Origin of the sequence: Jeotgalibacillus sp. S-D1 (assembly GCF_004358665.1) — a bacterium.
Lineage (GTDB): Bacteria > Bacillota > Bacilli > Bacillales > Jeotgalibacillaceae > Jeotgalibacillus.
Genome location: NZ_SMZR01000001.1, coordinates 520,541 through 547,056, shown reverse-complemented (window position 1 = coordinate 547,056; position 26,516 = coordinate 520,541). Strand labels below are relative to the sequence as shown.

Genomic DNA, 26,516 nt, shown 5'->3' with positions numbered 1-26,516 from the left:
ATTAATCAATCACTATTGTAACACTATTTTCACCAAAGGCTAAAATAATTGCCTTATTTATGGTCGCTTAAAAAATCCTTACTGAAACTTGTTTCAGCTGAAGCGCCCTGTACTCCCCCGCTTTTGTGCATTCCCCTATTCAGCTTTCCGGAACCATACTTATTTTCAATTTGCTCAAGTACCCGGTCGATCGGTTCATGCTTTGCATCTTCCTCATAAGTAAATAAATCTAGCTGTTTTACCGCCTGTTTACGCTCCACCAGCTCCTGTGCAGTAACGCCTAACAGCCTGATTGGACTTCCATCCCAATGGGTCAAAAAAAGCGATTTGGCAACCTCTTGCAGATCTTCCGCATGATGAATAGGACTTTTCACCAAACAGCTGCGCGTTATGGTTTTACGATTTTTAAATCGAATCATGACAGAAACACCGTAGGCAAGCATCGATTTTGATTTTAACCGCTGGCTGACTTTTACAGACAGTTTAAATAAAACAGAGACAAGCTCTGATTGATTCGCCACGTCTGTTGGCAATGTTGTGGAATTGCCCACACTCTTAAAATCGTAGATGCTGTCAGGGTCCACTTTCCGATCATCCACTCCATTGGCGCGTTCCTTCAGCCGCTTCCCATTTATTCCAAGCAGCGCCTTGAGCTGTATATCCTCCCCGCTTGCCAGGTCTCCAATCGTTTCAATGCCGATCGATTTAAGTTTCTCTGCTGTTTTGCTTCCTACACCGTGCATGGACTGTGCAGGCATTGGCCACATAACAGATGGCACATCCCGTTTTCTCAGCACAGTAATCCCAAGTGGTTTTTTCATATCGGAAGCCATTTTTGCTAAAAATTTATTAGGAGCCACGCCAATACTGCAAGGAAGACCCAACTCGCACAATATACGGTCTTGTATGGTTGAAATTAAATCAATTGGAGATTCTTCCTCTATTTCTGTAATGTCCATATACCCTTCATCAATTGATACAGGTTCTACCTCTGAGGTATAAGAACGGAGAATATCAAACATTGCTTTTGATGCCTGGCGATACCGGTCGAAATCAGGACGCATGATCATCAGCTTGGGACAAAGTTTTTTTGCTTCCCAAATAGGCATTGTTGTTTTCACACCAAATGCACGGGCTTCATAACTGCATGTCACGATAATTCCTTTTCGTTCCTCAGGGTTGCCTGCAATTGCCAGAGGTTTTCCCTTTAAAGATGGATTATGAGCGATTTCTACAGAAGCGTAAAAACTATTCATATCAACATGTAAAATAATTCTTCCCCGTTTTGCCATAACCATGAACCATGCCTCCCCCCACTTATTGTACACGATTAAAGGATCTTCACAAAAGAAAGAAGCACCCTCAATTTAAGGGTGCATTCAAGTAGTGTATTTAGTTTTTCGCTGCTTCTTTTACGATCGAAGTTAAAAGCTCTGCCAGTTTATTCAGCTCTTCAATTGGCATTTTTTCATTTTTTGTATGAATATCTTCGTACCCGACAGCGAGGTTCACTGTTGGCACGCCCATTCCTGCTATAACATTGGCGTCGCTTCCTCCACCGCTTGTGAGAAGCGAGGAAGGTCTTCCAATGGATTTAGCAGCTTTAAGCGCAATTTGTACCACTTCATCCTGTTCTTGAAATTTAAACCCGGGATACATCACTTGTACTTCCACATCAGCTTTTCCGCCCATTTCCTGCGCGGCATGCTCAAATGCTTCTTTCATTTTTGCAGCCTGGGACTCCATCTTTTCGGGTGACAGTGATCTGGCCTCAGCCAAAACGTCTACCCGGTCACAAACAATATTTGTCGCACTTCCGCCTTCGAACCGGCCGATATTGGCTGTTGTTTCTTCATCAATTCGTCCAAGCGGCATTGCAGCAATTGCTTTTGAAGCAATTGTTATAGCAGAAACGCCCTTTTCCGGTGCAACGCCTGCATGTGCTGTTTTCCCGTGGATGACTGCTTTGACTTTTGCTTGTGTAGGAGCTGCAACAATGATATTTCCAACTTTGCCATCACTATCTACAGCAAAACCGTATTTAGCTTTTACATAAGACGGCTTTAACGCTTTGGCTCCTACAAGCCCTGATTCTTCTCCTGCTGTAATAATAAACTGAATGCTTCCATGCTCGATGTTTTGTTCTTTTAGCTGTTTAACCAGTTCAAGCATGGCAGCAATCCCCGCTTTATCGTCTGCACCAAGAATCGTTGTGCCATCTGAATGAACATACCCATCTTTTATAACAGGATTAATACTTTTCCCGGGCGTAACCGTATCCATATGGGAAGTGAAATAAATCGTATCCGCCCCTGCCTTTGTCCCCTGCAATGTACAAATTAAGTTGTTGGCACCATGACCTGTTTCTGCCATGCTGTCATCTTCTTCAATTTCCAATCCGAGCGAACTGAATTTTTTCTTTAAAAGGGCACTAATTTCCGCCTCGTGCTTTGTTTCTGAATCCACTTTAACTAGCTCTAAAAATTCATCCACTAATCTTGACTCATTAATCATGTTTGACCCTCCAATTATGTAATGACGCTTCCAAGTATAACGTGAAAAGTCATTACACTCAAAAAAGAACCATTACAATGGGATATTTCCATGCTTTTTCTTCGGACGCTCTTCCTTTTTATTACGCATCATATCCAGGGCTTGGATTAATTTAATTCTCGTCTCTCTTGGATCAATTACGTCATCTACCATTCCTCTGGCAGCTGCCACAAACGGATTGGCAAATTTTTCACGGTATTCCTCTATTTTTTTTGCTCTTGTTTCTTCAGGATTGCTGCTTTGCGCAATCTCCTTGGCAAAAATAATATTTGCTGCTCCTTGAGGGCCCATCACTGCAATTTCCGCATTCGGCCATGCAAAAACAAGATCGGCACCGATAGATTTGCTATTCAGTGCCACGTATGCCCCCCCATAGGCTTTTCTTAATATTACTGTCATTTTTGGCACAGTAGCCTCCGAATACGCGTATAGAATTTTAGCTCCATGGCGGATTATTCCCCCATGCTCCTGTTTGATTCCAGGAAAAAACCCTGTTACATCCTCAAACGTTATAAGCGGAATATTAAATGAATCACAAAAACGAATAAAACGGGAAGCCTTATCACTGGAGTCAATGTCGAGTCCGCCGGCCATCACTTTTGGCTGGTTACATATTAATCCGACGACTTCCCCTTTAATTCTGGCAAGTCCGATCACGATGTTCCGGGCAAATTCTTTTTGGACTTCCATGAAAGAGTCCTCATCCACCACTTGTTCAATGACGATACGAACATCATAAGGACGCAGCGGATCATAAGGAATAGAATCCGCGAGATCGGGCCGGTCGTCTGATTGCAAATCCGCTTCCATGCGCGGTGGTTTTTCTTCATTTGATTGCGGCAGATAGCTGAGAAGAGAACGAACATCTTCTAATATTTCTTTTTCAGTCTGAGCTCTGAAGTGAGCATTGCCGGAGATGGAGTTATGTATTTTTGATCCTCCAAGATCCTCTGAAGATATTTTTTCACCCGTGACTGTTTCGATCACTTTCGGGCCTGTAATAAACATTTGGCTCGTTTTATCCACCATAAACACAAAATCAGTTATCGCCGGAGAATAAACGGCTCCGCCGGCACAAGGACCCATAATAACAGATATTTGAGGGATTACCCCTGAATAAATCGCATTGCGGTAAAAAATATGTCCGTATCCATCCAGGGAAACAACTCCCTCTTGAATTCGAGCACCTCCGGAATCATTTAATCCGATAAAAGGCGCCCCATTTTTTGCAGCAAGATCCATTACATGCGCGATTTTTTCTGCATGCATCTCTCCAAGCGCACCACCGAATACTGTAAAATCCTGTGAAAATAAATAAATATCGCGTCCATTTACTTTTCCAAAGCCCGTCACAACCCCGTCGCCAGGCCCTTTAAGTCCGTCCATTCCAAAATCACCAGACCGATGTTCAATAAAAGGGTTCAGTTCCATAAAGGATCCTTCATCTACCAATAAGTCAATACGCTCCCTGGCTGTAAGCTTTCCTTTGTCATGCTGACGGGCTATGCGCTCGTCTCCTCCGCCCATTTCAATCTCTCTTCTTCTATCATAAAGCTCATTTATTTTTTCAAACATATTACTCATTTCCAGCCGCTCCTTTTATTGACGAATGATCACAAATTTCATATAAGACCCCATGAGCCTGAGTAGGATGCATGAAAGCTACCGCAGCACCGCCTGCTCCGGGTTTTGGCTGGTCCGAGATAAAGCGAATTCCCTTTTCCTTCAGATCATTCAACCTTTGATCGATTCCCTCAACCTTAAAAGCTATATGATGAATACCCTCTCCCTTTTTCTCAATAAATTTTGCAATGGGAGAGAGGTCATTCAATGGTTCCAGCAATTCCAATTTCACATTTCCCGCATCGATAAAAGCAACAGCAACCCCCTGGTTTTCCACTGTTTCTTTTTTAATTAAAGTAAGCGCTAACATTTCAGTATAAAATGGCAGCGACGCTTCAATCGATTTAACTGCAATTCCGATATGATCCACTTTTTCCATACTATCATCCTTTCACAAAAACTTTCTATTCTATTGTACCGATAACTCGATATGTTGACCAGCTACTTGCGATTTTCATAGTATGACGCTAAAATATATTTACTATGCCTTATAAAGGAGCGAGCATACTTGCGCAATCGGAAATTTCGTAAAATTATAGTCTATTTAATGATATTTGCTATGTTGGCTTCCACATTAGCCATTGGGCTGTCGATGGTTCTTTAAGTAAAAAAATACAGTAAGTAGAGAAACAGCCCTTCCTTTAATCGGAAAGGCTGTTTTTTTATATTTTAACTTTATTGCTAATTAAGGAACAGATCGCTTCTGTTACTTCCTCCGTGGTAGAAGAACCCCCTATGTCAGCTGTTTTAACTCCATTGCTGGTCGCCTCTTCTGCAGCATCCAGAATAATTTTTCCGAGGTGAGGCAAACCCAGATGATCCAGCATCATTTTAGCAGTCCAAATCTGCCCAAAGGGATTCGCTTTTCCCTGCCCAGCTATATCCGGCGCTGAACCATGCACCGGCTCAAACATTGACGGGTATTTTCCCTCCACATTCAAATTAGCTGAAGGAGCAATGCCGATGCTTCCCATTATTGCCCCTCCAATGTCTGTCAGGATGTCACCAAATAAATTGGAAGCGACAATGACATCAAAGCTTTCTGGTTTTGTTACGAAAAATGCAGCGAGCGCATCAATATGATTAGCGTTTGATGTGACGTGAGGATACAGAGCTGAAACCTCATTAAACACCCTGTCCCAAAACGGCATGGAATGAACAATTCCATTGGATTTTGTTGCACTTGTCAGGTGTGAATTTCGTTTCCCTGCTAATTCAAATGCGTATTTCATCGCCTTTTCAGTGGCTTTTCTCGTAAATATGCCATTTTGAACCGCAATTTCATCTTCTCCATGATGAATAATTCCTCCGGCTTCGCTGTACTCTCCTTCACTGTTTTCACGGACCACAATTAAGTCAAAGTCTTTTGGAGAATACAGAGGAGATTGAATTCCTTTTATCGTACGGGCCGGACGAACATTAATAGAAAGCTCGAGCTCCCTGCGTATTTTTATCAACATGCCCCACAAAGAGATATGGTCAGGCACCAGAGCAGGATTTCCTACAGCCCCCAGGAAAATTGCATCAAAGGTTTTTAATTGATCAATTGCATCCTCCGGCATCATTGCTCCGGTCTCAAGATAATAATCAGATCCCCATGGAAAATCGATCATCTGTAATTCGACGCTGTCATCGAGCCTGGCAACGGTTTGCAGAACTTGCTTCGCTGATGCCATAACTTCTATTCCTATCCCATCTCCCGGCAAACAAGCTATTGTATACTTTTTCATTTATTTTCTTCCTTTCCTTCCATTACCTAAGCGCATCAGGGAATGTTGTTAAATCAATGCCAAAAATAGCTGGAAGATAGAAATAAACTGCTGCAGTTATTAAAATAACACAGGCAATATTGATCCAAAATCCGTTTTTAACCATCTCTAAAATTTTTATTTTACCTGTAGCAAATATGATCGCGTTTGGCGGAGTTCCCACTGGCAGCATAAAAGCACAGTTTGCAGCCATTGCAGCAGGGACCATCAATGCATACGGATGGACGTTAATCGCAACCGCAAGTGAAGCAAGAACCGGCAATATCATTGTTGCAGTAGCTGTATTTGATGTAATTTCGGTTAAAAATAAAACCAGCGCGGTTGTAAGCAATATCATAAGAATAAAGTTTACCCCTTCTAGAATGGTTAACTGTTCACCAATCCAGGTAGCTAGTCCCGTTTCTTTAAACCCGGCAGCAATTGCTAAACCGCCTCCAAATAACAGCAAAATTCCCCAAGGTATATCTTTTGCGACCGTCCAGTCCAAAATTCTACCCTGTTTTGTTCTCGAAGGAATTAAGAAAAGCAAAACACCTGCTGTAATGGCAATCATGGTATCATTAATCCCCGGTATAACGAAAAAGTTCTCATTTTCCCAAAGGAAGGTTCTTGTAATCCACATGAAGGCAGCGAAAACGAATACAATTGAAACCGCGATCTCTTCATAGGAGATTTTTCCAAGTTTGTTTTTCTCTGATTTAATTAGTTCTTTTCCTCCAGGCAAATGCTTTAACTTTATTGGATGCGCAATTTTCGTCAGATAAAGCCATGATGTAAAGAGAAGGACGATTACGACAGGCGCAGCGTATAAAATCCAGGTCGCAAACGAAATTTGAATTCCGTATAACTCCTGCACGATCCCTGCTAAAAGAAGATTTGGAGGCGTACCGATCAGCGTTCCAAGCCCGCCAATTGTTCCTGCATAACCAACAGCAAATAATAATGCTTTTGAAAACTTTTCTTCTTCAAGAGAATAGTCTTCTTTTGAATTTTTAAGACTTTGAGATACCTGGTAGGTTATGGCTGTTGCGATTGGCACCATCATCATAACAGCTGCTGTATTTGATACCCACATTGATAAAAAACCGGTGGCAATCATAAATCCCAGAATAATACTTGATGTAGATGTACCAACCACTGAAATAATATTTAACGCAATCCGCTTATGGAGATTCCATCGTTCCATTGCCAGCGCAATCATAAATCCGCCCAGAAATAAGAAGACGATCGGGTCTCCATAGCTTGCTGTCACAGCAGACCCTTCGAGCGCTCCTGTCAGCGGGAGCAGTATAATTGGCAGCAGTGAAGCAGCCGGAATTGGGATGGCTTCTGTAATCCACCAAGTGGCCACCCAGAGCGTTGTAGCTAAGACCATTTTCCCTCCATTGCTAAGGGTTTCAGGATTGAATAGAAAGATAGTCAGAAAGAATAATAGCGGGCCCAAAAGTAAACCTGTGCGCTGGGAAGCAGAGTAGCTTGACCTGTTATCCGGTCCTTTGCCACTCGCTGAGGAGCCATCATTGCTGGTACGTTGGCTGTCAGTTTTATCCGAATCCTTTTTTGAAATAAAAAGCAGATTTTTTGTTTTTTTGTGGGACCGCCAAAGCGAATCCACAAACCCCTGGTACGTCATCAAAACATTCCCCCTTTTATTTTGAAGCGCTTACATATATACTGATAAAAAAAGCTGTCGACAGTCGACAGGTAGCATTGTTACTAGCATACAAACGTTGCAGGGATTCGTCAAGAAATAATTCAACATTTCGACAAATCTGCCTATTTTAAAAGTTCAGTTATACTGTAACTGTCCTATCTTTAGAAGGAGGATATACTATGAGTCCATTGATTGAGAAAAAAAAATCAATTCATGAACAAGTTCATCAATTAATTAAGTACAGAATTATTGAAGGCATATATCCCCCAAATGAACGTTTATTCGAAGCAAAAATAGCCAGAGAATTACAGGTCAGCAGAAGTCCCGTCCGCGAAGCTATACGAACACTGGAAAATGAAGGCCTGTTAATACAAGACAAGCAGTCGCGAATTTTCGTATATCAGCCTTCTTCCTCCGATGTTGAACAAATCTATCAATGCAGACAGGTAATGGAATCTTTAGCTGTATCACTAGCAGCTAAAAATGCTACCGACAAGGAATTGGACCATATCCTTGAACTCGTCCAAACAGCTGAACAAGTATTATCAGATGATAAAGAAGAGATAAAACAGGAACTGGTTAATCTGAACAGCCTTTTTCATGACGCCATTATTGAATCAAGTAAAAACTTGAGACTTCAAAAGCAATTAAATGATCTTCGCACGCTCACTTTTTTTTATCGGAGCATGAATATGGAAGATCCTAAACGCAGAGAGGAAATTGTTATTGAACATGGTGAAATTGCCAAAGCATTAATTAATCGAAAACATGAAGAAGCCTCTTCTTTCATGCATGCTCATATTTATACAGATATGGTCTATCTGATAAACTATTTAGACAGGCAGAATCAACAGTAATTAAAGCCACTTTTATCTCAGCAAAGAAGATAAAAGCGGCTTTATTGTTAAAGCTCTATTTTTTATCAGGATCAGGCAGACCTCTAAAAGACTGCTTTAACTGCAGATACTCCTCCATCTCACGAATAAACTGATAAAGCGCAGCTCTTGTTTCAAATTCTTCACGCGTTTTTGGCATTTCCATTTCTTCAAATTTCAGCTTCAGATCAAATAATTTTTTCAAATAGAGAATGGCCGTATTTCCACCGTGGATATGGTCGCTAAGATCTTCAACAAAAGAAGCAATCATTTCCCGCTGTTCAACAGAAGATGACAAAGAGGAAATCAGCGGCAGCATACGTTCAACTAACTCAAACTGCTTTTGCCTCATCGTAAAATACAAGTAATAGTGATTTTCATTTCTCATAAAATGATTTTCCACATCTTGAAAAGCCAGCGTTTTCGCCTCACTCAGCAGTTTGTCAGTCTCCGTAATTTCTTTTCCGTCCCAGCTGCTGTTTTCATCCCGTAAATATGCAGCTATTTGTGTGAAAATTTCATAAAAATTTGATTCGATTTTTTCTTGCAGATAAACCAGTTTTGATTCAACACTTGGCATATATAAGTTCATGATAAGTGCAATCCCTACACCAATCACAATAATCCAAAGCTCATTTAAAATAGAATCCACTGTTATCTGCCCATTCATGAAGATGTGCAAAATGATAACACTGCTTGTCACAATGCCCTCTTTTATATTTAAAATAACGGTTGTTGGAATAAAAAACAGGATCATTAATCCGATAACAAGCGGATGATATGCAATTACTTCAAAAAAAACGGCCGAAAACACCATAGCCAGAACGCACGCTGCAAACCGGCTCCAGGAAGCACGTATTGATTTTCTTTTTGTATTTTGAATACATAGGATCGTAATAATTCCGGCTGAAGCGTAGTTGTCAATTTCGAAGAACTGTGCAATCATAATGGCTATTGCCGTTCCAACAGCGGTTTTTAATGTTCGATATCCAATTCGAAACATGGCGTTATTCCCTTCCAGTATAAAGAAAAATGATCTTTGACTATTTTCTTAGAACCATACTACGATTATAATACTTTATGCAAGAAATCTTTCGCACGTTGGCTTGCAGGAGATTTGAAAAAAAGGACAGGATCTGACTCTTCCAACAGCATTCCTTCATCCATAAAAATCACTCTGTCCGCCACTTCCCGCGCAAAGCCCATCTCATGGGTTACAACCATCATTGTCATGCCCGTTTTTGCAAGTGACTTCATTACATCCAGCACTTCTTTTACCATTTCCGGATCAAGCGCAGAGGTCGGTTCGTCAAAGAGCATAATAGAGGGTTCCATTGCCAATGCCCTTGCAATTGCAACACGCTGCTTTTGACCTCCTGATAAACGGTTCGGATATACGTCTGCTTTCTCTTCCAGTCCGACTCGTGACAAAAGCTCTATTCCAAACTGATTCGCTTCTCTCTTTTTCAAACCTTTCACTTTCATGGGGGCATAGGTGACATTCTCCAGCGCAGTCATATGAGGAAAGAGATGGAAATGCTGAAACACCATCCCCACCTTGCTGCGAAGCTTAAGAGGATTAAACTTTTTGGCTGTAATGTTATCATTTGCAATGTTAATTGTTCCCGAGGTCGGCGTTTCAAGCAGATTTAAACAACGAAGAAAAGTGGATTTCCCTGAACCTGATGGACCAATTACTACGACAACTTCCCCTTCATTCACAACAGCATCGATGTCTTTTAAAACATGTAATTCCCCGAATGATTTATTTAACCCTGTTACATTAATCACGATGTTTCTTTCTCCTTTCATCCCAAGTGCCTGCCGCTAATATAAACATGCTTCATAATATCAGTTATGCTGAAGACTGTCACGACTGGTGAGTATGTTGCATTTATCTTTGTTATTAAAAGAATAAAATAACGCATGCTTCAGCATGCGTTATTGTACAATACATTCAGTTTTAAACTTCCTCACAGTGCACTTCAAACAAACTTTGAAGATTCGTAATAACAGACATCGGATCATGTCCTTCAATTTCATGCCGTTCTACCATCGATACTATTTTCCCATCCTTTAAAAGAGCAAAGGAAGGTGACGATGGTGGATATCCTTCAAAATAGCTTCGCGCTTTTGCAGTTGCTTCTTTATCCTGACCTGCAAAAACAGTAACCAGACGATCCGGTCTTTTATCATAATGAATGGAATGAGCAGCTGCAGGACGTGCTATTCCTCCGGCACAACCGCAAACTGAATTAACCATTACCAGGGTTGTCCCGTTTTGCTCAAGTGTAGTTTCCACTTCTTCAGGTGTTTTCAGCTGCTGATATCCCGCCGCTTCAATTTCTTCACGCGCTTGACGTACAACGTCGTTCATAAAAATATTAAAATCCATGCTCATAAGACGTCTCTCCTTTGGTGGTTACTCTACTTGTATGATAGTGGATATTCATTATGGAAGCAACTAATTAAAACTTTTTTAAATCCTAGCAGTTTAGCTTTCTCTTAACTGGGTATACTACTAAAGAATCTAGATTTGACCCCCAAACTCCCTAGATGATTGGATGGTTTCTATTTTAAAGAAACCGTCCCTTTTTTATGGAGAAAATAACATTTCCACCGCTTCTGTGGGGGAAAGGGAGCCGTTTAATACCCGGCTTTTCAAGTCAGCTAATTCCTCTTTTCGCCCGGGATGATGCATGAAGTCATCAAATAAACGGTCAATCACCATTTGGTTCATCCAGTCAAGCGCCTGCGAGGAACGCCTGCTGTCAAACACCCCGTTCTCTTTTGTTTTCTGTACAAACGTTTTAATTAGCATCCACGCTTCTTCTATCCCTTCTCCAGTATGGGCTGAACAGGTATACGCAGAGGTTGTCCATCCTTTTGTAGCAGGCTGCAGGAAGTGGAGCAGCTGACGATATTCACTTTTGGCTTTTTTTGCTTTACTAATATTATCCCCGTCTGCCTTGTTAATCAAAATGGCATCCACCAGCTCCAATATCCCTTTTTTCATTCCCTGCAGTTCATCTCCGCCGCCAGTTAAAGCCAGCAGTAAAAAGAAATCAACCATTCCTCTTACCATGCTCTCACTTTGTCCGACACCTACTGTTTCAATTAAAATAACATCATAACCTGATGCCTCGCACAACAGCATGGTTTCCCGTGTCATTCGGTGAACCCCTCCCAGTGTACCTGCGGTTGGTGTCGGCCTTATGAATACATTCGCATGATGGGATAATTCCTCCATTCTTGTTTTATCCCCGAGAATACTGCCGCCTGATAGAGATGAACTGGGATCAATCGCCAGTACCGCGATTTTATGCCCTTCCTCTGCTAATTTAAGCCCAAACGTTTCAATCCATGTGCTTTTACCGGCACCTGGCACGCCGGTTATCCCAATCCGTATACTATTTCCTGTACCCGGAAGAAGTTGCTGCACAAGCTGCGATGCTTTTTTACGATGATGAACCGCTTTGCTTTCCACTAAAGTGATTCCCTGGGCCAGTGATTTACGATCCCCGCTTTGAATAGCAGACGCAAGAAGGTCGATGGAGAGTTCTGTTTGTTCTGCTTTTTTAAATAAGCGTTTTTTCCTGTTGTAAGGAAATTTGTCAGCCATCCTGCTCCACTTCCTCATACCCTAAACGGCGATAAATTTCTTCAAGGACCTTTTCTGCTGCAACGGGTATTACAGTCCCAGGACCAAATATAGCGGTGGCTCCGTTTTCAAGGAGAAACGGATAGTCCTGAGCCGGTATGACCCCGCCGATTACCACTATAATATCTTCCTTGCCCCACTTTTTTAATTCCTTCATAAGGGCAGGCAGCAGTGTTTTATGTCCAGCAGCCAGCGAACTTACTCCTATGACATGAACATCGTTTTCAACCGCCTGTGTAGCCGTTTCCTGAGGTGTTTGGAACAATGGCCCGATATCTACGTCAAAACCCAAATCAGCAAAAGCAGTAGCGATGACTTTCGCTCCCCTGTCATGACCGTCCTGGCCCATTTTTGCAATTAAGATTCGGGGGCGTCTTCCTTCTGCTTCTAAAAATTCATTCGCCAGTTCACGAACTCCCTCGATTTGTTCATGATCTGCAAAGGATTGGCTGTAAACCCCGCTAATCGATCTGATAACCGCTTTATGCCGTCCATGTACATCTTCTATGGCTTTTGAAATCTCACCCAGCGTCGCCCTCGCACGGGCTGCATTAACAGCTAATGCCAAAAGATTTCCTTCACCTGACTGAATGGCGCCAGATATTGCTGCTAACGACTGCTGAACCTCATGATCATCTCTTGTATCTCTGACCGCTTCCAGCCGGTTAATCTGGCTTTTTCTAACCGCCTCATTGTCAATCGATAAAATGTCCATTGACTCTTCTTTTTCTAAGCGGAATTTGTTGACTCCGATGATCACTTCCGCTCCAGAGTCAATTTTAGCTTGGCGTTTCGCTGCTGCTTCTTCTATTTTCATTTTAGGTAGCCCGGTTTCAATTGCTTTGGTCATGCCGCCTAAGCCTTCAATTTCTTCAATATGCGTCCATGCTTTATCCATTAATTCTTTTGTCAGCGTCTCAACATAATAAGATCCGCCCCAAGGATCAATAACTTTTGTAATATCTGTTTCTTCCTGTAAAAAAAGCTGCGTGTTTCTTGCAATGCGGGCAGAAAAATCTGTTGGCAAAGCAATTGCTTCATCAAGAGCGTTTGTATGAAGAGATTGTGTGTGCCCCATTGCGGCAGCATGCGCTTCGACTAATGTACGCATGACATTATTAAATGGATCCTGCTCAGTTAATGACCAGCCGGAGGTTTGAGAGTGTGTGCGCAGAATTAATGACTTTTTATTTTTTGGTTTAAAGTCCTTCATCAGCACAGCCCACATTCTTCTTGCTGCTCTCATCTTTGCCACTTCCATAAAATAGTTCATTCCAATTCCCCAGAAAAAAGAAAGCCTTGGAGCAAATTGATCGATGTCAATACCTGCCTCAATCCCTGTTCGTACATACTCCAGGCCATCAGCAATCGTATAAGCTAATTCAAGGTCGGCGGGGGCTCCTGCTTCCTGCATATGGTAGCCTGAAATACTGATCGAATTAAATCTCGGCATGTTTTGGGCTGTGTAAGAAAAAATATCCGCTATGATCTTCATTGACACCTCTGGCGGATAAATATATGTATTCCTCACCATATACTCTTTTAAAATATCATTTTGGATCGTCCCTGAAAGCCTCTCAGGAGTTACTCCCTGTTCTTCTGCAGCTACAATATAAAAGGCCATAATAGGAAGTACTGCACCATTCATTGTCATCGATACAGACATTTGATCCAGGGGTATCCCATCAAATAATATTTTCATATCTTCAATCGAATCAATTGCTACACCTGCTTTCCCCACATCACCTGTTACTCTTGGGTGATCAGAATCGTACCCCCGGTGTGTCGCTAAGTCAAATGCCACAGACAGGCCTTTTTGTCCCATTTCCAGGTTTCTTCTATAGAATGCATTGCTTTCTTCAGCTGTGGAAAAACCTGCATATTGTCTGACAGTCCAGGGCCTTGAAACATACATGGTTGGATATGGTCCTCGTGTATAGGGTTCAAGTCCGGGCAGGTCTTTTAAATGAACAAACGACTGGGTATCATTTTGTTTATAAGCTGCCTTTACCTCAATTTCCTCATTGGTTGTAAGATTCGAACTTTTTGGCATATACGACTGGTGCTGTGATCCCCATTTAAATGGGTGTTTGTTAAATGCCGGTTTCATTTGAACTCACCTCTTCTAGCTGTTTTACAATAACCTTTAAAAACTCTATCAAGTCTTTGCCTTCATATACGGAGTCATTCAATCCTGCGTTTCTCCACTTTTCCATTTGTTCGTTGCTAGCTTTACCAGCTACATAAAAAGATTGGGAGGATTTTTTTGATTGAAGCAGATTTTCTACAGCTGCGTACGCCTCATCTGTACCGCAAATAATTTGTACAGGTGAAGAGCCTGCTGACTGCCGGTTAGTCGATTTTATTCCAATTGTGTTTAAAACCCCCTGAACAAAATCCATTCTTGGTTTATACTCCTTTAATTTGCCTAAGCAAATTAAATCTACAGGAGGCAAATCAGCTTTTTGCTGAAGATCGCCTACTAATGCTTCCCAGTCTTCACCATTTCTGCGGATAGGGAGCGGCATAATCGCAGTTTCAAGGGAGGTGTTCTGAGTTTCCGGCATGGGTATTTTTTCAATTGGAGCATACCGGTTTGTCCCCACAATGGTAGTTTTACGAACAGCATTGTCATGTTTTCTTTGTGACCAGACATGATCAATGCTTTGCTGTATCCATCCGCTGGACAGAGCTTCCTGTACCCCACCCATTTCTTCTATTTCAATGAAGCAATCCCATGCGGCGTCAGCCAGCTGTTTTGTGAGGGACTCGATAAAGTACGAGCCTCCCCCAGGATCCGCTATTCCTTTAAGAAAGGTTTCTTCTTTTAAAATCAATTGGATATTCCGTGCAATTCTTACTGCCAGTGGAGAAGGTGTTTCATAACTTGAGCTGTATGGCTCCACATGCTGATAATTCACCCCTCCGAGGGCTGCTGCAAAAGCTTCGTTACCCGCTCTTAATATGTTTACATGCGGATCCTGCACTGTCTTTGTAAATGGCGAGCTTTCACTGCCTATTGAAACTGGCAGGTCTCCCACCGCGTAACAGTCAATAAAATGGCTCCATAAAGCACGAAAAGCTCTTATTTTGGCAATTTCTAAAAAGAAGGCAGATCCCGTAGCAAATTGAATATGCATTTTTGGTACAATATCCTCCACCTGCCATCCTTCCTGAGCGAGATGATTTATCATCCATGCGGCTTCGGCTAGTGAAAGTGCTAATTCCTGAACAGCATTGGCTCCTGCATGATGATAAGGAACCGTTGAGATCACCACTGTTTGGAGTGAAGGATGAGCATGAGATAATTCATTTAAATCAGCGACCCATTGCTCCAGCTCACCTGGTGAAGTCATCTGTCCCTTAGCAGCTTCTCCCGATATAAAATCATAGCCAAACACACCTTGAACATCATGCTGGTTTTTAAAATCGATAAGAAACGGCATCCATTTTTTTGTAATTGGTTGGTTTATTACAAATAGATGCGGCTTTTTTTGAAGTGATAACAAAGATTCCAATTGTCCTTTTGACCATGATCCATTTCCATCTTCTTTAACAGCGATAACGTCGGAACCTTTTGACAGCTCAATTTCTGTCTGTTTTACAGCAGCTTCTACAGAATCAGCTTTTATTTGTTGAGCTACATGCCATTGATTGGTTAAACTCCACCATCTTGACGGGTGCTGGTCAGAAGCTGCCGGTCTTTCGGTATACAGCGGCTGAAGCGTAATCCCCTCATACGTCATCGTATTTAAATCATTTAGTGTTTTTCCCTTGAGCGTGGATTCAAGCAGTTGCTGCCATTGTAAAAATGTATAGGATTCAAATGGCGGTACATTTTCTTTCATGCTATTTGCTGCTGAGCAGCTTCCCTCCTTTGTATGTAATCGTTTTCAAATATGTATACTCTTATTCTAGTACAAAGAACGCATGGATGGAAGTAAACAGCAGGATTAAAAAAGCTGAGCATCATTTTAGATGCTCAGCTTTTGCACGCTATTTAAATATAAGGCTTTGTTAAACGTGGCTGTTGAGTGCAGCACGAAGGCGTTCGCTTTCCGCGGGGCGGGGGTCTCACACCTTCAGCTCCAATCAACGTTGGTCAAATATCAACAGCCGATTTTTACAGAGCTAAATTTATTGAGCCCTGCTGGACCATTCTTTTACTTTTTGCTTATGATTGAACGACAGCCTTTAATAAACAGAAGTGTTTTCTTTAGAGATTGTTTCAAGAATCTCTTTAACCCGCTGTAGAAAACGTCCGCATACTAGTCCATCGAGGACACGATGATCAAGTGACAGGCACAGGTTTACCATGTCTCGTACTCCAATCATACCGTGATCCATTACGACAGGACGCTTTACAATGGATTCAACTTGCAAAATTGCTGCCTGCGGATGGTTGATAATGCCCATAGATTGGACCGAACCGAACGATCCAGTGTTATTTACAGTAAATGTTCCACCCTGCATATCTTCTGATTTTAACTTGCCTGCACGGACTTTTTGAGCAAGTTCATTAATCTCACGGCCTATACCTTTAATCGTTTTTTCATCTGCATGCTTAATGACCGGGACAAATAATGCATCCTCAGTTGCTACGGCAATGGAGATATTGATGTCTTTTTTCTGGATGATCTTATCTCCAGCCCACATGCTGTTCATTTGAGGGAATTCCTTCAACGCCTGAGCGATTGCTTTTACAAAAAAAGCAAAATACGTTAAATTAAATCCTTCTTTTTGCTTAAAGTCTGCTTTCAATGAATCACGGTAGGTAACCAGATTGGTTACATCCACTTCCATCATGGTCCAGGCGTGAGGTGCTTCGTGCTTGCTTTTCAGCATATTAGCAGCAATCGCTTTCCGGATGCCGGTTACTGGAATTTCTATATCACCAGGTGCTGACTGGACAGAAGGCCCCTGTGAAGGTGTTTTTGGAGCAGAAGATGCAGCAGTCGCTGTCTGGGCAGCCGGCTGTTCCTCTGTTTTTGACGGTGCGTCAGAAGCACTTGGAATACTTCCGCTGTCAATTAGTTTTTGCAGATCTTTTCTTGTAATACGACCTTCTTTACCGGAACCATGCACTTGTGTTAAATCAATATCGTGCTCTTGTGAAAGTCGTAATACTGCCGGAGAGTAGCGGGCTTTTGAACTGTTATCAGCCGTTTTTTCCTGCTTGGTTTTTACTGGCGCAGCCGCTTTGCTTGCAGGCGAAGATGTTTTTTCCGGCTCTTCTTTTGTTTCTTCAGCGGGAGCTTCACTGCTTTCTCCGCCTTCGATGTCGATCGTACAGATTACTTCTCCTACTTCCAGGGTATCCCCTTCATTGGCAAGGAGTTCTTTCATAATCCCACTGAAAGAGGAAGGCACTTCCGCATTTACTTTATCCGTATTTACTTCTGCTATCGGATCATATTTATTAACATGGTCACCTGGTGCAACCAGCCACTTTTCAATGGTGCCTTCTGTAACTGATTCGCCAAGCTGAGGCATCGTCATTTTTTCAGTACTCAAAGGTTCGTCCTCCTATAATTAGTATTCCGCTAATTCTTTCATTGCTTTTTCAACTTTATCTGGGTTAACCATAAAATATTTTTCCATTGTCGGAGCATATGGCATTGCCGGTACATCAGGACCAGACAGACGCATAATTGGCGCATCGAGGTCAAACAGGCAGTTTTCTGCAATTATGGCAGCAACTTCTCCCATTATGCTTCCTTCTTTCGTGTCCTCTGTAAGCAATAGAACTTTCCCTGTTTTGGAAGCCGCTTCAATAATTGCTTCTTTATCCAACGGATAAACAGTACGCAAGTCAAGAATATGTGCATTGTAGCCATCTTCCGCTAAACGTTCAGCAGCCTGCAGCGCAAAATGAACGCATAATCCATACGTGATGACTGTAATGTCATCTCCCTCGCGTTTTACATCAGCTTTTCCAATTTCAATTGTATAATCGTCTTCAGACACCTCACCCTTGATTAAACGGTACGCCCGTTTATGCTCAAAGAATAATACAGGATCTTCGTCTCGAATTGCTGCTTTTAATAATCCTTTTACATCATGAGGGGTGGAGGGCATGACAATTTTTAATCCAGGCTGATTGGCAAATATCGCTTCAACGGATTGCGAGTGGTAAAGTGCACCGTGAACACCGCCGCCATATGGTGCACGGATGACCATTGGACAGCTCCAGTCATTATTGGAACGGTAGCGAATTTTTGCTGCTTCAGAAATAATCTGGTTTATAGCCGGCATGATGAAGTCTGCAAACTGCATTTCAGCAATAGGTCGCATTCCGTACATTGCAGCGCCAATACCAACTCCGGCAATAGCTGATTCAGCCAGCGGGGTATCAATAACCCGGTCTTCTCCAAACTGATCATAAAGACCATGCGTAGCTTTAAATACGCCGCCTTTTTTACCTACATCTTCGCCGAGAACAAACACTCGCTCGTCCCGTTCCATTTCTTCCTTCATTGCTAGTGTAACAGCATCTATATAAGACATTACTGGCATCGGTTTGTTCCCCCTTAATTTTCTTCCGCGTACACGTATTTTAAAGCTGATTCAGGATCTGCATATGGTGCTTTTTCTGCATATTCCGTTGCTTCGTTAACTTCTTTCATGATTCGGTCATTAATTTCTTTTTCAAGAGCGTCATCCATAACCTTGGTTTCTTTAAGATAAGCACCGAAAGTAATAATTGGATCAAGCGATTTTGCTTTTGCCACTTCGTCAGGAGAACGGTAAGCACGGTCGTCATCATCTGAAGAGTGAGCAGTTAGTCTGTAGGAAACGGTTTCAACCAATGTTGGACCTTCACCGCGACGCGCCCGGTCAGCAGCTTCTTTTACAACGCGGTACACTTCAAGCGGATCATTGCCATCCACTGTTACGCCAGGCATTCCATAACCTATTGCGCGATCAGAAACGTTTTCACACGCCAATTGTTTTTCAATTGGTACTGAAATTGCATATTTATTATTTTCACACATGAAGATAACCGGAAGCTTATGTACACCGGCAAAGTTAGCGCCTTCATGGAAATCTCCCTGATTGGAAGAACCCTCACCAAATGTTACAAATGTGACTAAGTCTTTTTTCTCCATTTTGCCGGCCAGCGCCAGTCCAACTGCATGAGGCACCTGCGTTGTTACTGGTGAAGAGCCAGTTACGATGCGGTTTTTTTTCTGACCAAAATGCCCAGGCATTTGACGTCCGCCTGAATTTGGATCTTCTGCTTTGGCAAAACCTGATAGCATCAATTCTTTTGCAGTCATGCCGAAATGGAGAACAACTCCCATATCCCGGTAATACGGCAGTGCATAGTCTTTATCCGTATCCAATGCGAATGAAGCTCCTACTTGCGCTGCTTCCTGCCCCTGGCATGAGATAACAAACGGAATCTTGCCAGAACGGTTCAGCAGCCACATGCGTTCATCAATTCTTCTTGCCATCAGCATCGTTTTATAAATCTCCAGAACCTGTTCATTTGACAGCCCAAGTTCTTTATGTCGATTATTACTCATCAAGAGTCCCTCCTTTAATTTTAAAAAATTATGAGTGTATTGCTTTTCCGTCAACTGCTAAAGCAGCCTCTCCAATGGCTTCGCTGAGAGTTGGATGAGGATGAATGGTTTGTCCCACTTCCCAAGGAGTAGCATCGAGAACCCGGGCCAGTCCCGCTTCAGATATCATATCGGTAACATGCGGGCCAATCATATGAACGCCAAGTAAATCATTTGTCTTTGCATCAGCCACCATTTTAACAAATCCATCAGATTCTCCAAAAACCAGTGCTTTCCCAATTGCTTTAAACGGGAACTTGCCAATTTTCACTTCAAAGCCCTGATCTTTTGCTTCCTGCTCAGTTAATCCGACACTTGCGGCTTCAGGACTTGAATAAATACATTTTGAAACAAGTGTATAATCAATCGGCTCTACAACCTGGTTGGCAATATGTTCTACCGCATGAATTCCTTCATGAGAAGCAACGTGTGCGAGCTGCAGCCCTCCGATTACATCACCGATCGCATAAATATGAGATTCTTTTGTTTGAAGCATTTTATTTACTTTAACAAAACCATTTTCAATTTGAATATCCGTGTTTTCAATGCCGATGCCTTCAGTATTGGCTTGACGGCCGACTGAAACCAGAATTTTTTCAGCTGAGTAGGTTTCATTTTTGCCTTTAACATCAGCCTGAATAGAAACATCTGCATTTTCTTTCGCAACGCTTTCGGCATTTACTTTAGCGCCAGTAATGATGCTGATTCCTTTTTTCTTCAGAAGCTTCTGCATTTCCTTGGAGACGTCGTGATCTTCTGTAGGAATGATTCGATCTGCATATTCCAAAACCGTGACTTTCACTCCAAAGTCAGCCATCATCGATGCCCACTCAATCCCTATAACTCCACCGCCAACAATAATGATTGATTTAGGAAGGTTTTCAAGCTCAAGTGCCTGATCTGAACTGACTACTTTTTCGCCGTCCAGTTCAAGGCCAGGAAGTGTACGGGGTCTCGATCCAGTTGCCACTATTACATTTTTCGGAATCAGCATTTCATTTTCAGTGCCATCAGTCATTTCAACTGAAATGGTACCTGGCATTGGCGAAAAGATGGAAGGTCCCAAAATGCGTCCAAATCCATCATATACATCAATTTTTCCTTGTTTCATCAAGTGCTGAACACCTTTGTGAAGCTGATCTACAATCGACTGCTTGCGCTCCTGAACTCTCGCAAAATCGAGTGAAACGTCACCGGTCAGAACGCCGAATTCCCCTGCATGCTTTGCTGTTGAATAAACTTCAGCACTTCTCAGCAGCGCTTTGCTTGGAATACACCCTCTATGCAGGCATGTTCCACCTATTTTTCCTTTTTCAACGATTGCTGTTGACAGGCCCAATTGTGATGCGCGAATTGCCGCTACATAACCGCCTGTACCTCCGCCTAAAATGACTAGATCGTAATCTCTGGCCATGATTGTACCTCCTTAGTTACGTACTTTCCGCATTGCATTTGGATACACTTTTGCTGTTTCTTCTTCTCTGAGAACTCTGAGAGCTCCCTCCGCTAATGCCTGAAGTTCATTTTCTCCCGGCTTCACAATCACATCCGCAATCCAGTTAATGCGTTCCTGTATTTCATCTACAAAGCTCTTGCCGTAAGCCAATCCGCCTGTGAGGATAATGGCATCGACCTTTCCGAATACAACTGCACTGGCAGCACCGATTTCTTTGGCAACCTGGTAGGCCATTGCATCATAAACTTTTTTTGCATCTTTATTGCCTGACTGAATCATTTTTTCCACTTGAATCGCATCGTTCGTTCCAAGGTATCCGACAAGTCCGCCCTGGCCGACTAGCTTTTTCATAATTTCCTCACGATAATAATCTCCTGAAAAACACAGTTCAACCAGATCGCCAGCCGGAACTGTTCCCGCTCTTTCAGGACTAAATGGTCCATCCCCGTGCAGTCCGTTATTTACTTCAATCACACGTCCCCCTTTATGGACGCCTACAGTGATTCCACCACCCATATGTGTCACAAGAAATGTCGATTCCTCATATTTCCTGCCAAGCTCTTTTGCTACGCGACGCGCAACCGCTTTTTGATTCAATGCATGAAAAATACTTTTACGTTCAATAAGGGAGAAACCTGAAATTCTTGCAATGTCATCAAGCTCATCCACTACAACAGGATCTACTATATAGGAAGGAATATTTAATCCATTCGCAATTTCAAATGCAATAATTCCGCCTAGGTTAGATGCGTGCTGTCCTGAATAGCCTGCCTTTAAATCGCGAAGCATTTCTTCATTAACAGAATAGGTTCCGCCTTCTATCGGCCGCAAAAGTCCACCGCGTCCACATACAGCTCTTAATTTAGAAATATTAATGCCCTCTTCATCAAGCGCTTCTAAAATTGTTCTTTTTCTAAAATCATATTGGTCAATAATTTTAGGGAATTTTTCAATTTCAGCTGTTTCATGACGTATGGTTTTTTCCAAGATAGCGGTTTCGCCGTCAAATACCCCTATTTTTGTAGATGTAGAGCCAGGGTTGATAACTAATATACGGTATTGAGTGTCATGCACGTTATTTCCCTCCAATAATACAGACTCATGCACTCCTATATAAGGAAGCACACAAGCCTTAAACTGTTCTTATCTGCGACTTAAAATATGATGGCCCTGCTGCAGGAATTGGCTTCTTGATTTTGCCATGCGTTCAATCCGCTCTTCAGCCATTTTATCCGCTGCTACATAGCTTGGCACACCATCACGTTTTGCGATTTCAAATACTTTTGCCACATTATCATATATTTTTTCAACATTTTTCATTGCACGTTCACGGTTGTAGCCATATAATTCATCCGCTACGTTAATAACCCCGCCTGCATTAATTACATAATCCGGAGCATAAACGATTCCGCGTTCATGAAGAATGTCTCCGTGTCTTGACTCTTTTAATTGGTTATTTGCAGCTCCAGCGACTACCTGTGCCTTTAACACCTCTAAAGTATGATCGTTGATTACTGCCCCCAATGCACATGGTGTAAAAATATCACATTCAACGCCATAAATTTCATTTGGTTCAACAGCTTTGGCACCAAATTCATCCACAGCACGCTGAACTGCTGCTTTATTAATATCCGTTACAATAAGCTTAGCTCCTTCTTCATGCAAATGACGGCATAAGGTAAATGCAACGTTACCAACTCCCTGCACTGCGATCGTTTTGCCCTCTAGGGAATCGTCTCCAAACGCCTCCATAGCTGCTGCCTTTATTCCGCGATACACCCCGTACGCCGTTACTGGTGACGGGTTGCCTGAAGAACCAAATGCAGGAGAAATGCCGGTTACATAATCTGTTTCTTCATGAATAAGATCCATGTCCATTACAGTTGTACCTACGTCTTCTGCTGTGATGTAACGCCCTGCAAGACCTTGTATATATCGTCCAAAAGCACGGAACATTTCATCATTTTTATCTTTAAGAGGGTCCCCGATAATTACTGTTTTACCTCCGCCAAGGTTCAATCCTGCAGCTGCGTTTTTATAGGTCATGCCTTTTGCTAAACGCAGGGCATCCTCAATAGCTGCTTCTTCATTATCATATGTCCACATTCTTGTTCCTCCAAGAGCCGGACCAAGAGTTGTATCATGAATAGCGATTATCGCTTTTAAACCAGATGTTTTATCCTGACAGAAAACCAATTGTTCGTAATCGTACTTTTCCATATAAGTAAATAGTTCCATTTGTAATTCCTCCCAAGGGTGATTAATTATTTGATGAACAAATTGCAAGTGCTAGTGAGTTTAATTTGCTTTCTGCTGAGTCTGCTCTTGAAGTTAAGACGATCGGTGCTTTCGCTCCTGCTATGACAGCCCCAACCTGACTCATCCCAAAATACATCAGTGATTTGTATAAAATATTTCCTGCTTCGATGGTGGGAACAAGCAGGATATCAGCTTGTCCTGCCACTTCCCCGCCGATTTTCTTATGGCGTGCCGCTTCTTCAGATACCGCGATATCAAGAGCCAGCGGACCGTCTATGACACAGCCTTTAATTTGCCCTCTGCGATTCATTTGAGTTAAGGAAGCAGCATCCAGCGTTGCCTGCATGGAGGGGTTGACTACTTCAACCGCTGCCAGCGGAGCTACTTTGGGTTCTGTTACTCCGATGCTTTGAGCAATCGCTACAGCGTTGTGAACAATCTGTACTTTTTGATGCAGATCAGGCGCTACGTTCATTGCGGCATCTGTGACGAATATACTGCGTTTTAAAGAAGGAACTTCAAACAAAGCAACGTGTGAAAGAACATTACCAGTACGAAGTCCGTACTCTTTATGCAAAACTGCTTTTAAAAGAGGCGCCGTTTCAATATGGCCTTTCATCAAGACTGACGCTTCCCCTTCACTTACAGCACGAACTCCTTTCTGAGCTGCCTCGCTGTGATTTGCCGCATGGCGCGTCACAATTCTTCCCGTTTCCATCAGTGAAGTAAAATGGGCAGCAATGAGCTCATCTATTTTCTGCTCATCTCCGATCAGAATGAAATTAGCCAGCTCATAAGAACATGCTTTTTCAATAGCGCTTAATACTTCAAGATCTTCGGCCATAACAACCGCTACAGTCACTTCTTTTTTAGAGGATGCCTGAGCCAAAATTTCGTTAAAGGATACCAACTTATTTCACGCTCCTTTCAACATCAAGTTCATACTTTTCCAGTTTGTAATATAGATTTCGGATGGAAATATCTAATTCCTTTGATGCTGCTGTTTTATTGCCTTTATGTTTAACTAATGTCCGCTCAAGTATTTCTTTCTCAAGCTGTTCAAGCTGCTGGGCAAGCGTGCCCTGCTGATCCTCATTTTTAGCGAGTGAGGCAGTTTGAGTCTGCAGCGGAATTAAATGTTTCGGTTCAATTAAGGTTTCCTGGCTGTCCATGAAAATCATTGCACGGCTTAAGACATTCTCCAGCTCTCTTACGTTCCCCGGCCAGCTGTGATCCATTAACTGCCTGAGACCGAACTCTGATACACCTTTAACATGCCTGCCATACGCTTGATTCAGGTTTTGAACCAGGCGGTCGCACAAAGACGGTATATCCATCTTATGGCTGCGCAGGGAAGGCAATTGAATTGGCATCTTTGAGAGATAATAATATAATTCTTCTAAAAACTTGCCTTCTGCGATGGCTCTTTCAAGATTGTGATTGGTTGCTGCAATAATTCTCGCTTTAAGCGGAATCGCTTTTTCCCCATTTAATCGTATGATTTGTTTGGTTTGAAGTGTTTTCAATAAAGTCCGCTGTGTCTCCAGGCTAAGTTCTCCTATTTCGTCCAGAAAAACACTGCCTTCTCCCGCTTGTTCAAGCAAACCTTTTTTTATATTAACACCGGGATCATCCTGATTCACTTCTTCAGTCCCGTATAATGCCTCATTTAAGTAAGCTGTTGGCATTGATCCGCAATTTACTCTTACAAACGAATAATATTTTCTGTCACCGGCATTGTGTATGGCATGGGCAAATAACTCTTTTCCTGTACCTGCTTCGCCTCTTAAAAGCACTGTTCGTCCGGTTTTAGCAGCTAAGCGTGCCTGTTCAATCACCAGTTGAATATCATCTGACTTTCCAATTATGTCCTCAAAGGTATACTTCGCTTCCAGATTCCGGATAATTCTTCTGGCACGGTCCAGCTCTGATGTCAGCGACTGTATTTCAGACATATCATGAATAACACCAACACTGCCTTTTAAATGTCCATTTACGATAATAGGCGCAACATTTACAACAACTTCTTTTTTATGCGGGCCTACACGCATTTTCGCGCCTCTTACAGGCCTTCTCGTTTTTAACACCTGCATGTGCATGCTTTCGCCTTCGGAGATATCGGCTGTTGCAGGCTGATTAATGACTTCACTTTCTGACAGCCCGGTGAGTCTCGTATAAGCGGGGTTAATGAGCAGCCCCCTGCCGTGTTCGTTTACTACAGAGATCGCATCATCACTTGACTGAATAATTGCTTCCAGCATGGTCTGAATTTCCCGCAGGTTTGTCATTTCCTCTGCCAAATTAACGACTTCTGTAATGTCTTTAAAAACAGCAAATGCCCCAATGATTTCCTGTTGTTCGTTAACCATTGGAATCCTGGTTGTTACTACCTTCATCCCATTATCAAGCATTAACTCCTGATTGCTTTCCGTTCGACCGGTTTCAATGATCCGTGGCAGACCGCTGAGCGGGACGATTTGATAAATTGGTTGATTAATTGCTTTTTCTTTATCAATTCCAACCATCTGGGACGCGCGCTCATTAAATAAAATAATTTTATGATTGCAGTCGATTCCAATCATCCCGTCATGTGTTGAATTGACAATTAAATCCCGTATAAATGAATCATGTTCCATATGGTCAATTAACGACTCTTTTTCAGTTATTAACTGATAAATGAGAGAAGCGACACTGCCTGGCACTAAAACAGTGTGGGCAGACCTTGCATTTCGCAGATCAACAAACGTTTGGTGGTCCCCGGTTACATTGATGACAATATCTGTCTCCTCAGACAGATGCTCCTGCCAGTCGCCACCCGTTTCAATTTTAAGTGAACGCGCTAACGCAAGACCTGGTGCTTGGGGGTTGTGGTCTACTACAGCATAAACTTGAAAGGCATCCGATTCTGCCATCACTTGTAATAAGGCGATTCCTCCTCGCCCAGCTCCTACTATCAGCACTTTTTGCAATTTTTTTCATCCCCTCTAGTATGTAACGCAAGTTCTTGCAACCACTTTATTGTACATGAAAGCCTTTTCCTTGACAATGTTTTTTATAACAAGCATAGTTTGTGTAGAAACTTGCAAGGAGTATGAGAT

The 26,516-nt window shown here is 42.3% G+C and carries 22 protein-coding genes; 2 read left to right on the top strand and 20 right to left on the bottom strand.

Annotated elements, in window-relative coordinates:
• Positions 1-53 precede the first annotated feature (53 nt).
• From E2R51_RS02770 to mce, 4 genes are all read right to left on the bottom strand, one after another.
• Positions 54-1,298 (bottom strand): DNA polymerase IV, encoded by a 1,245-nt coding sequence (locus E2R51_RS02770; RefSeq protein WP_133375498.1) that lies wholly within the window; start codon positions 1,296-1,298, stop codon positions 54-56.
• A gap of 94 nt (positions 1,299-1,392) precedes the next feature.
• Positions 1,393-2,514, bottom strand: a complete 1,122-nt coding sequence (locus tag E2R51_RS02765) for a M20/M25/M40 family metallo-hydrolase (protein ID WP_133375497.1) — start codon at positions 2,512-2,514, stop codon at positions 1,393-1,395.
• A 72-nt stretch (positions 2,515-2,586) separates the two neighbouring features.
• The gene (locus E2R51_RS02760) at positions 2,587-4,137 is read right to left on the bottom strand and encodes an acyl-CoA carboxylase subunit beta (RefSeq protein WP_133375496.1); all 1,551 of its coding nucleotides are present in this window, start codon (positions 4,135-4,137) and stop codon (positions 2,587-2,589) included.
• Positions 4,130-4,555 (bottom strand): methylmalonyl-CoA epimerase, encoded by a 426-nt coding sequence (mce, locus tag E2R51_RS02755; RefSeq protein ID WP_133375495.1) that lies wholly within the window; start codon positions 4,553-4,555, stop codon positions 4,130-4,132. Before mce ends, E2R51_RS02760 begins: the two co-directional genes overlap by 8 nt.
• A gap of 129 nt (positions 4,556-4,684) precedes the next feature.
• Here mce and prli42 point away from each other — a divergent pair, with 129 nt between their 5' ends.
• Positions 4,685-4,780, top strand: coding sequence for a stressosome-associated protein Prli42 (prli42, locus tag E2R51_RS19715; RefSeq protein ID WP_165967119.1), 96 nt, complete (start codon positions 4,685-4,687; stop codon positions 4,778-4,780).
• 58 nt (positions 4,781-4,838) lie between these two features.
• Here the strand turns inward: prli42 and E2R51_RS02750 are convergent, their stop codons facing one another.
• Both E2R51_RS02750 and E2R51_RS02745 read right to left on the bottom strand, forming a co-directional pair.
• Positions 4,839-5,906, bottom strand: a complete 1,068-nt coding sequence (locus E2R51_RS02750) for a tartrate dehydrogenase (RefSeq protein WP_133375494.1) — start codon at positions 5,904-5,906, stop codon at positions 4,839-4,841.
• Between the two features lie 22 nt (positions 5,907-5,928).
• Positions 5,929-7,578 (bottom strand): SLC13 family permease, encoded by a 1,650-nt coding sequence (locus E2R51_RS02745; protein ID WP_133376310.1) that lies wholly within the window; start codon positions 7,576-7,578, stop codon positions 5,929-5,931.
• Positions 7,579-7,778: 200 nt separating this feature from the next.
• Here E2R51_RS02745 and E2R51_RS02740 point away from each other — a divergent pair, with 200 nt between their 5' ends.
• A complete protein-coding gene (locus tag E2R51_RS02740) occupies positions 7,779-8,456 on the top strand; it encodes a GntR family transcriptional regulator (RefSeq protein ID WP_133375493.1) in 678 nt (225 codons plus the stop codon).
• Between the two features lie 55 nt (positions 8,457-8,511).
• Here the strand turns inward: E2R51_RS02740 and E2R51_RS02735 are convergent, their stop codons facing one another.
• From E2R51_RS02735 to E2R51_RS02670, 14 genes are all read right to left on the bottom strand, one after another.
• Positions 8,512-9,477, bottom strand: a complete 966-nt coding sequence (locus E2R51_RS02735) for an aromatic acid exporter family protein (RefSeq protein ID WP_133375492.1) — start codon at positions 9,475-9,477, stop codon at positions 8,512-8,514.
• 65 nt (positions 9,478-9,542) lie between these two features.
• A complete protein-coding gene (locus E2R51_RS02730) occupies positions 9,543-10,265 on the bottom strand; it encodes an amino acid ABC transporter ATP-binding protein (RefSeq protein WP_133376309.1) in 723 nt (240 codons plus the stop codon).
• A 172-nt stretch (positions 10,266-10,437) separates the two neighbouring features.
• Positions 10,438-10,875, bottom strand: a complete 438-nt coding sequence (locus E2R51_RS02725; RefSeq protein WP_133375491.1) for a BrxA/BrxB family bacilliredoxin — start codon at positions 10,873-10,875, stop codon at positions 10,438-10,440.
• Between the two features lie 195 nt (positions 10,876-11,070).
• Entirely contained in the window at positions 11,071-12,096 is a 1,026-nt protein-coding gene (gene meaB, locus E2R51_RS02720) for a methylmalonyl Co-A mutase-associated GTPase MeaB (protein ID WP_240732943.1), read from the bottom strand.
• On the bottom strand, positions 12,089-14,245 hold the full coding sequence (gene scpA / locus E2R51_RS02715) for a methylmalonyl-CoA mutase (RefSeq protein WP_133375489.1): 2,157 nt from the start codon (positions 14,243-14,245) through the stop codon (positions 12,089-12,091). Before scpA ends, meaB begins: the two co-directional genes overlap by 8 nt.
• On the bottom strand, positions 14,229-15,983 hold the full coding sequence (locus tag E2R51_RS02710) for a methylmalonyl-CoA mutase family protein (protein WP_133375488.1): 1,755 nt from the start codon (positions 15,981-15,983) through the stop codon (positions 14,229-14,231). The genes scpA and E2R51_RS02710 overlap by 17 nt, the downstream gene beginning before the upstream one ends.
• Before the next feature lie 346 nt (positions 15,984-16,329).
• Positions 16,330-17,634, bottom strand: a complete 1,305-nt coding sequence (locus E2R51_RS02705; RefSeq protein ID WP_483299913.1) for a dihydrolipoamide acetyltransferase family protein — start codon at positions 17,632-17,634, stop codon at positions 16,330-16,332.
• Between the two features lie 33 nt (positions 17,635-17,667).
• Entirely contained in the window at positions 17,668-18,651 is a 984-nt protein-coding gene (locus E2R51_RS02700) for an alpha-ketoacid dehydrogenase subunit beta (RefSeq protein ID WP_133375486.1), read from the bottom strand.
• Between the two features lie 14 nt (positions 18,652-18,665).
• Entirely contained in the window at positions 18,666-19,664 is a 999-nt protein-coding gene (locus E2R51_RS02695) for a thiamine pyrophosphate-dependent dehydrogenase E1 component subunit alpha (RefSeq protein ID WP_133375485.1), read from the bottom strand.
• Positions 19,665-19,692: 28 nt separating this feature from the next.
• Positions 19,693-21,117 (bottom strand): dihydrolipoyl dehydrogenase, encoded by a 1,425-nt coding sequence (lpdA, locus tag E2R51_RS02690; protein WP_133375484.1) that lies wholly within the window; start codon positions 21,115-21,117, stop codon positions 19,693-19,695.
• A 12-nt stretch (positions 21,118-21,129) separates the two neighbouring features.
• On the bottom strand, positions 21,130-22,233 hold the full coding sequence (gene buk / locus E2R51_RS02685; protein WP_133375483.1) for a butyrate kinase: 1,104 nt from the start codon (positions 22,231-22,233) through the stop codon (positions 21,130-21,132).
• Positions 22,234-22,302: 69 nt separating this feature from the next.
• Entirely contained in the window at positions 22,303-23,397 is a 1,095-nt protein-coding gene (gene bcd / locus E2R51_RS02680; protein WP_133375482.1) for a branched-chain amino acid dehydrogenase, read from the bottom strand.
• A 22-nt stretch (positions 23,398-23,419) separates the two neighbouring features.
• The gene (yqiS, locus tag E2R51_RS02675) at positions 23,420-24,328 is read right to left on the bottom strand and encodes a phosphate butyryltransferase (protein WP_133375481.1); all 909 of its coding nucleotides are present in this window, start codon (positions 24,326-24,328) and stop codon (positions 23,420-23,422) included.
• A gap of 1 nt (position 24,329) precedes the next feature.
• The gene (locus E2R51_RS02670; RefSeq protein WP_133375480.1) at positions 24,330-26,387 is read right to left on the bottom strand and encodes a sigma 54-interacting transcriptional regulator; all 2,058 of its coding nucleotides are present in this window, start codon (positions 26,385-26,387) and stop codon (positions 24,330-24,332) included.
• Positions 26,388-26,516: the final 129 nt, after the last annotated feature.